General features: G+C 69.6%; 12 protein-coding genes and 1 pseudogene. 5 read left to right on the plus strand and 8 right to left on the minus strand.

Annotated features, from left to right (window positions below):
• The 5 genes and pseudogenes from IJH84_RS06455 to IJH84_RS06475 form a co-directional block, all read right to left on the minus strand.
• Nucleotides 1-453: rRNA adenine dimethyltransferase family protein (locus IJH84_RS06455; protein WP_295141468.1), on the minus strand; the 453-nt coding region annotated here is incomplete at its 3' end.
• 182 nt (nt 454-635) lie between these two features.
• The gene (locus IJH84_RS06460) at nt 636-2204 is read right to left on the minus strand and encodes a resuscitation-promoting factor (RefSeq protein ID WP_295141469.1); all 1569 of its coding nucleotides are present in this window, start codon (nt 2202-2204) and stop codon (nt 636-638) included.
• 675 nt (nt 2205-2879) lie between these two features.
• Nucleotides 2880-3131, minus strand: a pseudogene (locus IJH84_RS06465) (transglycosylase family protein); the annotation flags it as partial.
• 268 nt (nt 3132-3399) lie between these two features.
• Nucleotides 3400-4239 (minus strand): TatD family hydrolase, encoded by an 840-nt coding sequence (locus IJH84_RS06470; RefSeq protein WP_295141470.1) that lies wholly within the window; start codon nt 4237-4239, stop codon nt 3400-3402.
• 75 nt (nt 4240-4314) lie between these two features.
• A complete protein-coding gene (locus IJH84_RS06475) occupies nt 4315-5337 on the minus strand; it encodes a DUF4185 domain-containing protein (RefSeq protein ID WP_295141472.1) in 1023 nt (340 codons plus the stop codon).
• Between the two features lie 73 nt (nt 5338-5410).
• Between IJH84_RS06475 and IJH84_RS06480 the strand changes: the two genes are divergently transcribed.
• Genes IJH84_RS06480 through IJH84_RS06490 form a run of 3 tightly spaced genes read left to right on the plus strand, consistent with a single transcriptional unit; the run spans nt 5411 to nt 6726 of the window.
• Nucleotides 5411-6379 carry a helix-turn-helix transcriptional regulator gene (locus IJH84_RS06480; RefSeq protein WP_295141473.1) on the plus strand — a complete coding sequence of 323 codons (969 nt, stop codon included), beginning with the start codon at nt 5411-5413 and terminating at the stop codon, nt 6377-6379.
• The gene (locus tag IJH84_RS06485) at nt 6324-6509 is read left to right on the plus strand and encodes a DUF397 domain-containing protein (RefSeq protein WP_295141476.1); all 186 of its coding nucleotides are present in this window, start codon (nt 6324-6326) and stop codon (nt 6507-6509) included. The genes IJH84_RS06480 and IJH84_RS06485 overlap by 56 nt, the downstream gene beginning before the upstream one ends.
• 31 nt (nt 6510-6540) lie before the next feature.
• On the plus strand, nt 6541-6726 hold the full coding sequence (locus tag IJH84_RS06490; protein WP_295141478.1) for a DUF397 domain-containing protein: 186 nt from the start codon (nt 6541-6543) through the stop codon (nt 6724-6726).
• A gap of 6 nt (nt 6727-6732) precedes the next feature.
• Here IJH84_RS06490 and rsmI read toward each other — a convergent pair whose 3' ends face one another.
• On the minus strand, nt 6733-7578 hold the full coding sequence (rsmI, locus tag IJH84_RS06495) for a 16S rRNA (cytidine(1402)-2'-O)-methyltransferase (protein WP_295141480.1): 846 nt from the start codon (nt 7576-7578) through the stop codon (nt 6733-6735).
• A 23-nt stretch (nt 7579-7601) separates the two neighbouring features.
• On the opposite strand from rsmI, the gene IJH84_RS06500 reads away from it, so the two are divergent.
• Nucleotides 7602-9170: a phospholipid carrier-dependent glycosyltransferase gene (locus IJH84_RS06500; RefSeq protein ID WP_295141482.1), complete on the plus strand. Its 1569-nt coding sequence runs from the start codon at nt 7602-7604 to the stop codon at nt 9168-9170.
• Nucleotides 9171-9269: 99 nt separating this feature from the next.
• On the opposite strand, the gene lat is transcribed toward IJH84_RS06500, so the two are convergent.
• Entirely contained in the window at nt 9270-10628 is a 1359-nt protein-coding gene (gene lat, locus IJH84_RS06505) for an L-lysine 6-transaminase (protein WP_295141484.1), read from the minus strand.
• A 169-nt stretch (nt 10629-10797) separates the two neighbouring features.
• The gene (locus IJH84_RS06510; RefSeq protein WP_295141486.1) at nt 10798-11292 is read right to left on the minus strand and encodes a MarR family transcriptional regulator; all 495 of its coding nucleotides are present in this window, start codon (nt 11290-11292) and stop codon (nt 10798-10800) included.
• A 45-nt stretch (nt 11293-11337) separates the two neighbouring features.
• Between IJH84_RS06510 and IJH84_RS06515 the strand changes: the two genes are divergently transcribed.
• Nucleotides 11338-11472: a hypothetical protein gene (locus tag IJH84_RS06515; RefSeq protein ID WP_295141488.1), complete on the plus strand. Its 135-nt coding sequence runs from the start codon at nt 11338-11340 to the stop codon at nt 11470-11472.

Here is an 11472-nt window from a genome sequence, read left to right on the forward strand (position 1 = left end):
CGACGGCAGCTCCGCCAGCAGGTGCAGCACCACCGGCACGGCGACGTTGTACGGCAGGTTCGCCACCAGCGCGGTCGGCGGGTCTGCTGCGAAGTCGTCGGCGTGCACCCGCAACGCGTCGGCGCTGAGCACTCGGAGGCGGTCCGCAAGGCCCGGGGCGAACTCGGCCGCCGTGCGCGGCAGCCGCTCCGCGAGCGCGGGATCGACCTCCACCGCGACGACCCCGCGCGCCGCCGACAGCAGCGCCAGCGTGAGCGAGCCCAATCCGGGGCCGATCTCCAGGACCACGTCGTCGGCCGTGAGCCCGGCGGCGCCGACGATGCGGCGCACGGTGTTCGGGTCGTGCACGAAGTTCTGGCCGAGCTTCTTGGTGGGGCGGATCCCCAGGTCCTCCGCCAGCCGGCGAACATCGGCGGGCCCCAGCAACCGCGCCCTGTCCGCGTCACTTTCCACGCACCAGAACCTACCCGCGCCCGCGCCCGGCCCTGCGCCCGGCCCGCCCGCACTCCCCGCCGACTCCGAGCGAACGGACCATTCTTCCGATCGGGAGTGGTTAGTGCCGGGAGAACGAAATGAGCGGACCGCTCGGCCGGGCATGCCGGGCGAACGGTCCGCTCACTTGGTGATCGTGCGGGTCAGCTCAGACCGAGCTTGGAGGAGCAGCCCGGCCAAGCGCCGTAGCCGCCGCCGCGCGAGTCGCGAACCTTGGTCGCGACCTGGATCTGCTGCTCCCGGCTGGCCTGGTGCGGATAGGCCGCGAACTGGTCGCCGCCGAAGGCGCTCCAGGTCTGCTTGTCGAACTGCAGGCCGCCGTAGTAGCCGTTGCCGCTGTTGATGGCCCAGTTCCCGCCGGCCTCGCACTGCACCAGCTTGTCCCAGATGGCGCTGTTCGGCGGTTCCTTGCCACCGACGCGCTTGACCGTCGGCGTGGCTTCCTTCGTGATCTTCTCGCCGACCGCCTCGCGCCCGGTCTCCTCACCGTTCTTGGTGGTGATGCGGGTGAAGACGATCTTCTCGCCGGGCGTGCCCTGCTTCTCGACCTTCTCCTCGCCCTGGAACATCGAGTCGTCGACGATCTCCTGCACCGGCGGCTGCACCGGCTGCGTCAGGTTGACCACCTTGCTGCCGGTGCGGTTGATCTGCACCTGCGCGCCGTCGGTGATCTTCTGGTCGCCGCCGGGGGTGATGTGGTCCTCCGGCCCGAGCTGGAGCTTCTGCTCCTTGACCAGGTCGTCGACGGTGACCGCGGTGGTGGTCAGCTGGCGCGGCGCCTCGCCGCCGTCGGTGACGGTGATGTCCTTGGCGGTGTTGACCGTGAGGTCCATGCCCTGCTCGGGCACTTCCATGTTCCGGTCGGCCGAGACGAACGCGCCGTCGGCGGGCACGCCGAGCTGGCGCAGCGCCTGGTCGACGGTCACCGACCGCACCCACTCCTCGCGGGGCTGGCCGTCCACGGTCATCTTCACCAGCCGGCCGCGGTCCAGCGTGATCGTGTCGTTGTGCCCGACCTGGGCCTGCGGGGACGGGCTCAGCGCGTCGTGCGGGCCGACGTTGATGCCCTCTTCCTGCAGGACTTCACCCACGGTGGAGTCGTAGGTGTTGACCTGGCGCTCCTGGCCGTCCACCTCGACGGTCACGGACTTGTCCATGGCCGCGGCGGCACCGCCGGAGCCGGCCAGGGTGACGATCACCGCGGCGACCGCGCCCTTGAGGAAGCGCTGCTTCCAGTCGGTGACGGCTTCGACGAACTCCGGTGCCGGGTTGCCCTCGGCGTCGGTCTCCGGCACGTCGTCCGGCAGCACCAGCGGCGGCAGCACGACGGTTTCGGCGTTGACCAGCCGGATCAGCTCGTCCACGTCGATGTCGGCGGTGGCGAGCATCTCGTCGGCCTGCGGCCCGAGCGCCTCGAAGACGTCGTCCGGGGTGATGTCCAGTGTTCCCGGCGGGAAGCTGGGGTGGTCGGCGGCGGGGTAGTTCCCGCCGCTGATGGGGGCGAAGCCGTGGTCGGCGGTGATCTCCAGATCGCTCTCGCGATCGAGTTCGACCGGCCGGTCCAGCACGCCGACCGCGGTGGGCTGTTCCTTGCTCACCGGGGTGAACCAGTCCGTAACCGGTTCAAGCGAATCGGCCCAGTAGCCGTGGTCCCGGCCGGTATTGCCGCGGGAATTGCTGGCATGGGCACCGGGAATGCCGCGTCCGTTCACAGGGTCGCTACCTCTCGAAAGCGGAAGCTCTCCGCAGCGTCGATGATCCCGTGGAGTTCGCCGGCCATGCTTGGTGAACTCCTTCATCCGCCGCTGCGCGACTTCGTGCTTCGTCTCCGTATCCGACTCCCGTAGCCAAGCGCCGTCATAGCCGTTGCCACGTGCGGAACCGGTCCTGTCCCGGTCCGCCCGCTCGGCACCGACTTCCCCGACGAAACCCGGCGGCGACTAGCGGGTGTTCCCCATGACTTCGTTGTCATCGGTTACGAGGCCGAGACTCTAGCGTGATGCGACCAGTGCGCCAAGAGCCCGATCGAGCACTGTGACTTGGGTTACGCCGTTTTGCCGGGCAACCCAGCACCCTGGGTGATCATCTAGTTGTTCGGCCCGGAGGATTTTCCCATCCCCGCAAGGAGTTCCCGCACCCCGCCCGTAAGTCCAATAAGGACGGACGTCGCTGCTGGTGAGGAGATCGAAAGGGCCGTCGGAGCCGGTGCGCGCGGGCGCTCGGCGACGGCCTCCAGGCCAAGCGGCGGGAGAGCGGACACATCTCCCGCCGCCGGCGTTCTGCGGCCCCGCGGATGCGTTGGGTGATCGCGATGGGTGTTCGCTCACACGCTCGGGGGCACTTTTGGGATCAAGATCTGCTGCTGAGATGCGGCGAAGCCGCACCGCTCAGCGCGGCAGGCCGAGCTGGCGGGCGCAGGCGGGCCAAGCGCCGTATCCACCGCGGGCGTCGCGCAGCGAGGTGGCGACGGAGATCTGCTCTTCGCGGGAGGCGCGGTGCGGGTAGGCGGCGAAGTCCCTGCCGCCGTGCGAAACCCAGGTGCCGCGGTTGAACTGCAAACCGCCGTAGTAGCCGTTGCCGCTGTTGATGGCCCAGTTCCCACCGGATTCACATTGGGCCAGCCGGTCCCAGACGGAGCCGGCGCGGGTGTCCGGCGCGGGCTGGGCCTGGGCGGTGGGGGCGCCGCAGAGCATGATCGCTGCGGCGATGCCGATCCGGGATAGACCGCTGGTGCGCATACGAGTCCTGACTGCCGTTCCTCCGGGCAGCGGGCCCGCAGTCCACTGTGGTCGATCGTCGCGGGCGGGCCCCTCCCGGCTTCCACAGTGGACGCTAGGAGCCCGGGCGGCGGCCGCAACTCCAGCGTGGCGCAGCGCGCAATACCACAGAACGCGGAGTAAGCGCTGGTCAGGCGGCGATCACCGGATCGAGAGCGAAGACCCGCTCGGCGGTGGCAGTCGTAGCCACGATCAGTTCCGCCAGATCGACTCCGCGTAGTTCAGCAAGATCCCGAAGGGTGTAATTGACGCAGTAAGGCTCGTTCGGCCGCCCGCGGAACGGGTGCGGGGTGAGGAACGGCGCGTCGGTCTCCACCAGCATCTGCTCGACCGGCACCAGGGCGGCGGCTTCCCGCAGGTCCTTCGCGTTGCGGAACGTCGCGGTGCCCGCGAACGAGAGCACGAACCCGCGGTCGACGCAGGCGCGGGCGAACTCGGCGTCGCCGGAGAAGCAGTGGAAGATCACCGTCTCCGGGGCGCCTTCCTCGGTGAGGATGCGCAGGATGTCCTGATGCGCTTCCCGGTCGTGGATCATCAGCGGCTTCCCGCAGCGCTTGGCCAGGTCGATGTGCCAGCGGAAGGCTTCCTGCTGCGGCTGCGGCGGGGAGAAGTCCCAGTAGTAGTCCAGGCCGGTCTCGCCGACCGCGACGACGCGGTCGCGGGTGACCAGGTCCTCCAGCACCCGCTGGTCGGCTTCGGTGAAGTCCTTCGCGCGGGTGGGGTGCAGCGCGGCCGCGGCGAACACCCGGCTGTCCCAAGTGGACGCTTCGGCGGCCCAGCGGGCGGCGTCGATGTCGTCGGCGACGGTCACGACCCGGCCGATGCCCGCGGACTCGGCGCGGTCCAGCACCGCTCGCACGTCCTCGGCGCTCGTCGCGCCGCAGGCGTCCAGGTGGGTGTGCGCGTCGACCGCGGGGGCGGGCAACGCCTCCGGAACCGGCGGCCGCTGGCTTCTGTCCTTCTTGCTCACCGTCACTCCCGCGATCTGCTGCTCACCGCTGTGGCCTGCCGGTTTCCACCCTATCCGGGCAGGTGAGCCCGGGGTTCAGGCGAGGTCGGCGCGGAACAGGTCGACGTTGTAGGGGCGCCACTGCGTCATCGTGCAGTAGATCGCGGGTCGGTCCGCGGCCCACGGGTGCTGGAAACCGCCGTAGAGCGCCGGATACTCGGAGCCCGTGGTCAGCACCTCGCCTTTCGACCAGGGGCCGGTGAGTTCTTCGGCGGTGCGCAGCACGATCGCTGCGCGGTGTTCGTCCAGGTGCACCGCGAACCAGCGGCCGAAGTGGGAGTTGTACTGCACGGACAGTTCGGCGACCGGAGCGCTGAGCACGGGTGCCGCTGCGAACGGGTCGGTGCCCCAGCCGCTACCGGTCCAGTACTCGTAGGCGGCTGGTTCGAGCAGGTCGCCCTCGGGCGCGCGGGCGAGGTGTCCGGAGCCGAAGCGGCCGCTGGGCGTGCCCAGCAGGTGCACGTACCCGTCGAGCACGCCCGCGAAGGCGATCAGCTGGAACGGGTGGCCGCCCTGGTCGCGGCGGCGGAATCGGCGCAGCGCGCGTTGCCCGCGATTCGGCCAGACCGCCGTGCCGGACTTCGTCCAGGTGCTGCCGCCGTCGTCGGAGAAAGCCAGCGCGCCGTAGTTCGTTTGCCAAACGCCGGGAACTCCCCAGCGCTTCACGGACATGTAGTGCAGGTAGTTGCGTCCGCCGACGCAGATCCCCGCGGTCGGAATGATCGTGTTCTCGCGCGCCTTCGGGTCGCGGGGCAGGAATTGCCCGGCCGCGCCGTCTTCGCGCTGCACGACCCAGTCGAATTCGAGCCCGGTGTCGAGATCTTCGCTGGTCGAGCGGGCCAGCACGTTGCACCGCCAGTCCGCGTGCTTCGGCCCCGCGCCGTTGCCGCCCCACTCCGCGCCGTAGGTGTCGCCGAACGCGATCAGCACGCCGCCGCGCCCGTCGTCCCACATGATCCCGAGATCGGTCGCGGTGAAGCCGAACCTGCTGCTCGTGGCGTTGCAGGAATCTTCGCCGGTGATCCGGCCGATCCGCGTCACGCCCTGCACCCGCGCCATCTCCCCACGGTAGTGCACCCTTTCGGCTTAACCGCAAGGGAAAACCGGTTCGCTGATGATCAGAGTCACTACCGTGCGCAGCCAAAGTGATCACGCAACGGAATCGCCGGACGGTGGTGATCACGAATCGAGTCGGGTGAATCCGGAGGAGAACATGAAGCGTTCGGAGCGGCTGCGCCAGCTCGGAGTCGGCGCGCAGCTCAAGGAGATGCGGCACAACAGCGGAATGAGCACCCGGAAGGTCGCGGGCGCGCTGGGAATCTCGCCCGCGTCGGTCAATCGCAACGAGATCGGGCAGCGGGTGCCCGGACAGGACGAGATCACCGCGCTTTGCGCGCTGTACGGCGTGACCGGTGATCTCAAGAAGGCGTTGCTTCAACATGCGGCGGAATCCGCGGACACTGCGGCGTGGGTAGAGCACGGCCGGGTCACTGACGAGCTGGCGAGTCTCGTCGTACTGGAGAGCAAGGCCGTCGAGATCACTTGCGTCTCATCCGTGCTGGTCCCGGGACTTGCCCAGACCGCCGACTACTCACGCCTGGTCATCGACGGTTCCCCGGTGGAACCCGACGACATCGAGCGCCGAGTGAAGACCCGGCTGGGTCGCCAGGCCATCTTGTCGAAACCCGAGCAGCCGAAAGTCAAGCTGCTCCTGGAAGAAGGCGTCCTACGACGGACTTTGGGAGATCCACGAGTCTGGGGTGACCAGCTGGACCACCTGGTCACGCTTCAGCGCCGGGACAACGTGAGCATTCGAGTGGTCCCCTTCAGTGCCGCCGTACGACCGGCGATCAGCGGATTCACGGTGTACCAGCTGGGTGATGGGGCGCCTTACATCTTCGTGGAAACCGAGGGAGCAGGCGTGTTCGTGACAGATCCTTCTGAGGTAACGCCGTTTCTGACAACCTGTCAGGTGCTCGACCGGGCGGCGCTGAGCGAAGGTGAGTCCGTCGAGATCATCAGGAATGTCGCCGAAGGGGTCCACGTTGAGTCAGCTCATCTGGCGCACCAGCAGCCGATCCAGCCAGACCGAGTGCGTTGAGGTCGCGCTCACCGACGAGGTGGTCGCCGTCCGCGACTCGAAGGATCGCGGTGGCGGCCACTTCAGCGTCTCGCGACCGAGCTGGGGCAACTTCCTGCACCGCTTGAAGAATGGCGGCTACGACGCCTGACACCGCACGGTGGATCTCGCAAGGACCCGTGTTGAGTCAGCTCATCTGGCGCACCAGCAGCCGCTCGAGCCAGACCGCCTGCGTTGAGGTCGCGCTCACCGATGAAGTGGTCGCCGTCCGCGACTCGAAGGATCGCGGCGGCGACCACTTCGCCGTCTCCGGCGGCAAGTGGCAGAACTTCCTGCGCGACTTGAAGAACGGCCGCTACGACGGCTGAGCCCGCTCAGCGCCGCGCGGCCAGCACCGCGTTGTAGAGGTCGTTCTTGCGCAGGCCGGAGAGTTCGGCGACCTCGGCGACGGCGTCTTTGAGGCGCATCCCGTCGGCGGCGCGTTCCTCGACCTGCGGGACCAGCTCGTCGGGGTCTTGGGAGGCCGGGACGGCGCCCGCGAGCACCACGGTGATCTCGCCGCGGACGCCCTCGGCGGCCCACGACGCCAGTTCGCCGAGATCGGCCCGCTTCACCTCTTCGTAGGTCTTGGTGAGCTCCCGGCACACCGCTGCCGCGCGGTCGGTGCCGAGCACCGACGCCGCGTCGGCGAGCGTGTCGGCCAGGCGGTGCGGGGCCTCGAAGAACACGCAGGTGCGCTGCTCGGCGACCAGGCGGCCTAAGAAGCGCCGCCGCTCCCCCGGCTTGCGCGGTGGGAATCCCTCGAAGCAGAACCGATCGGACGGCAATCCGGACACCGCCAGCGCGGTCGTCACCGCGGACGGGCCGGGCAGGCACGTCACCGGCAGCCCCTCGGCGGCGCACGCGGACACCAGCCGATAGCCCGGATCGGACACGCTCGGCATCCCGGCGTCGGTGACCAGCAGCACGTTCTTGCCGTCCCGCAACGCATCGAGCAGCTGCGGAGCGCGCGCTGCTTCCACCGCCTCGTAATAGCTGATGACCTTCCCGGCCGGGTGCACGCCGAGCGAACTCGCCAGCGCACGCACGCGGCGGGTGTCCTCGGCCGCCACCACTCCCGCCGAGGACAGCGCCTCCACCAGCCGCGCCGAGGCGTCCCGCGCATCGCCGAGCGGAGTCGCGGCGAGCACCAACGTGCCCGATCCGGATTCGAGGTCCATGAGCACAACCCTACGATTCAGGTGTGAGCGTGCTCGTGCCGAACTCCGCCAAAGCCGACGACCTCGTCGGCCCCGGACAAACGCCGCCGGCGGCCGCACCCGGGACGTCCGACACCGCGCATCCGCTCACCGCGAAGCTGCCCACCGACCGGCTGCGCGGGTGGATCGTCACGCTGGTGATCACGCTGGTGGCCGCGGTCGTGCGGATCTGGGACCTCGGGCACGCGACCGACAAGGGCACGCCGGTCTTCGACGAGAAGTACTACGCGATCCAGGCGTGGCAGATGCTGCGCAACGGCGGGTACGAGGACAACCCCGGCTACGAGGTCGTCGCGCATCCGCCGGTCGGCAAGCAGCTGATCGCGATCGGCGAGTGGATCTTCGGCTACGGGCCGTTCAGCTGGCGGATCGCCGCGGCCCTCGCGGGTGTCGTGATGGTGCTGCTCGTCGTGCGGATCGGGCGGCGGCTCACCCGGTCCACGCTGCTCGGCGCGATCGCCGGGATCCTGCTGATCTGCGACGGGGTCAGCCACGTGCAGTCGCGCATCGGGATGCTGGACATCTTCCAGGCGCTGTTCGTGCTCGCCGCGTTCGCCTGCCTGCTCGCCGACCGCGACCAGATGCGGCAGCGGCTCGCGGTCGTGGTCCGCGAGGGCCGCATCGCCGAGAGCGTCTGGGGACCGCGGATCGGGTTCCGCTGGTGGCGGTTCGCGGCCGGGGTGTCGCTGGGGCTGACCTGCGGGGTGAAGTGGAACGGGATCTACTACATCGCGGCGTTCGGGCTGCTCAGCGTGCTGTGGGACGCGCTTTCCCGGCGCACCGCCGGAGTTCGCCGCCCGTGGGCGGGGGCGCTGCTGCGGGACACGGTGCCCGCGCTGGGTTCGCTGCTGGTGCTGCCGATCGCGATCTACTTCGCGGTGTGGTTCAACTGGTTCGCCAGCGAAACCGCCACCGACCGGCACGCTTCGCTGGTCGCCGACGACGTCGGGTTCGGCTGGGTGCCGGAGCCGTTCCGGTCGCTGCTGTACTACCAGGCCAACGTGCTGGACTTCCACACCCACCTGACCACCGGCAACAGCCCGCACCCGTGGGAGTCGAAGCCGTGGGCGTGGCCGATGGGCATGCGGCCGATGCTCTACTACTACGAGTCCGGACTGCCCGGCTGCGGCGAATCGGACTGCGTGCAGGCCACGATGTTGCTGGGCACTCCGGCGATGTGGTGGCTGGCGCTGCCGGTCGCGGCGTGGACGGTGTGGCGCGCGGTGACCCGGCTGGACTGGCGCTACACCGCGGTGCTGGTCGGCTACTGCGCCGGGTTCCTGCCGTGGTTCGTCAACCTCGACCGGCAGATGTACTACTTCTACGCCACGCCGATGGCGCCGTTCCTGGTGCTCGGGATCGTGCTGGTGCTCGGCGAGATCCTCGGTGCGGCGCAGGAGCACACCGAGCGCCGCAAGACGGGACTGCTGGTGGTGGCGCTCTACGTCGGGCTCGTGGTGGCGAACTTCGTGTGGTTGTGGCCGGTGCTCAACGGCGCCTCGATCACGCAGGAGCACTGGCAGGCCGAGATGTGGCTGCCGTCCTGGCGGTGACCGGGGTTCCCTGGGTGCTCCGCCCAAGTTCGTCCGGAGTGAACGGACCGTTCGTCCCAATAGACTGGGCGAACAGTCCGTTCACTCCTGGTGAAAGCGTCAGGGCAAGCTGGTGAGGGTGGCGCGGAGCGCGGCTACGGCGGCGGTGAGTTCGGACGGGTCCGCCGACAGCGGCGGGCGGAACCGCAGGGAATCCGGGCCGGACGGCAGGAAAAGCGTGCGGTGATCGGTTCGGGCCGCGGCGATCGCCCTGTTCCGGAGCTCGGGGTCGCGGAAGGTCACCGCGCACATCAGCCCGCGCCCGCGCGGGGCGGTGAGCAGACTCGGGAACTCGGCGGCCAGCTCGCGCAGCTCGGTCAGCAGCAGCGCACCGATTTCGCGGCTGCGCTCGAACAGCCCGTCCCGCTCGATGATCTCCAGGATGCGCGTGGCACGCACCATGTCCACCAGCGAACCGCCCCAGGTGGAGCTGATCCGGCTGGCTTCCCGGAAGGCGTTGTCGGCGACCTCCAGCACCCGGCGCCCGCCGAGCACCCCGCACACCTGCATCCGCTTGCCGAACGCGACCAGGTCCGGCTCGAGCCCGAGCGCCTCGTGCGCCCACGCCCCGCCGGTCAACGCGCCGGTCTGCACCTCGTCGGCGACGGTGAGCACGTCGTGTTCGCGGCACAGCTCCTGCATCGCCCGCAGGAACCGCGGCCGCAGGTGCCGGTCGCCGCCTTCGCCCTGGATCGGCTCGTAGACGAAGCACGCGACCTCGGCCCCGTACCGGCGCAGCGCGGATTCCGCGGCGTCCAGCGCGACCTTCTCCTCGGGCAGCAGTTCCGGGCTGTCCCAGCGCGGACCGGGATCGACGGCGGGGCCGGGAATCCGCGGCCAGTCGAACATCGGGTAGTCGCGGATCTTGGCCGGGTCGGTGTTGGTCAGCGACAGCGTGTACCCGCTGCGGCCGTGGAAGGCGCGCTCCAGGTGCAGCACCCGGCTGCCGCGCACGGCGAGTCCGGTGCGGGCGTTGCGCTTGGTCTTCCAGTCGAAGGCCACCTTCAGCGCGTTCTCCACCGCCAGCGTTCCGCCGTCGATGAGGAACAGCAGCGGCAGCTCCGGCACGCCCGCCACGCGGCGGAACGTCTCGGCGAACCGCGCCTGCTCGACGGTGGCGAAGTCCGGGTTGGACGGCTTGATCCGGGCCGCGCGCAGCAGCTCGGCCTCGAACTCCGCCGCGCGCAGGCCGGAGTGGCCGTGCCCGAGCGGGGCGGAGCTGAAGAACATCGTCATGTCCAGGTACTCGGTGCCGTCGCGCAGGTCGCGCAGCCGGCAGCCGTCGCCCGAGTCGAGGTCCACCACGATGTCCAGCAGGTCGCCGGTCACCTGCGCCCGCAGCGCGGGCACGGCTCCGGTCGCAGCGGTCGTCGGGGTGGTCGGGGTGGGAGTGAGAACGGCTTCCTGCTGGGTCGTCATGTCAGCCTCCTCGTTCTGCAGCCGCGGTAGCGGTCGCATCAACTACGGAAAACTATGACAACTAACGTGCGATCGCCGCAATATTCCCCGTAACATCAGCTTATTGCCGAAAGATTTTCTTCGCCTGAGCAATGGGAGCGCCGCTCACACCATCACGGGACGCCGCCGATCAAGGCCCTTCGACGGCGTGCAGCAGGTCCGCCAAGTTGCCCGCCAGGGCCTTCTGCTGCCGAGCGGTCAAGCCCGTCAGCAGCGACCGCTCCGCGGCGATCGCGCGCGGGAAGATCCCGTCGATCACCTCCTGCCCGTGCTCGGTCAGCTGCACCCGCGCGCTGCGCCGATCCCGTGCATCGGTGGAGCGCTGCACGAGGCCGCGGTCCGCGAGCTGCTGGAGGCGTTTCGTGGTCGCCGCACCGGACGAGACGGTGAGCTCGTTCAGCCGCCCCGGCGTGACCGGCCCACCGCTGCGCCGCAGCGCGCACAGCAGGTCGAACTCGGCGCGGTTGAGCCCGTCCTCGGCGATCGTGCTGTCGAGCTTGCGCCGCAGCACCGCGGCCGCGCGCAGCACCCGGCCGATCACTTCGATGCTGGCGGTGTCGACATCGGGGTGGATCCCGCTCCATTGCTCCCGGGCCGCGTCGATGAGATCCGGTGTTCGGTTCATCTCACCATCGTTTCACTAGTGAACTTTTTTGGCTAGCTTGGCAGGGTGCCGACAACCGTGCTGACCCGCAACGTCTCCGACGCCTTCCGGCTGCGCCCCGGCGGCCCGCTGGCCTGGCCCGCCGGACGCGCGTTGCTGTCGATGGCGGTCCCGCTCGGCGTGCTGCTGGACCCGCAATGA

This window comes from Saccharopolyspora sp. (assembly GCF_017434145.1).
In the GTDB taxonomy this organism is placed as follows: Bacteria; Actinomycetota; Actinomycetes; order Mycobacteriales; family Pseudonocardiaceae; genus Saccharopolyspora_C; species Saccharopolyspora_C galaxeae.

Bases quoted from the DNA above. Each gene is read 5' to 3' on its own strand.
- IJH84_RS06475 (WP_295141472.1), bottom strand. From the start codon at position 5,337: ATGGCGCGGGTGCAGGGCGTGACGCGGATCGGCCGGATCACCGGCGAA.
- rsmI (WP_295141480.1), bottom strand. From the start codon at position 7,578: ATGGACCTCGAATCCGGATCGGGCACGTTGGTGCTCGCCGCGACTCCG.
- lat (WP_295141484.1), bottom strand. From the start codon at position 10,628: ATGACGACCCAGCAGGAAGCCGTTCTCACTCCCACCCCGACCACCCCG.
- IJH84_RS06510 (WP_295141486.1), bottom strand. From the start codon at position 11,292: ATGAACCGAACACCGGATCTCATCGACGCGGCCCGGGAGCAATGGAGC.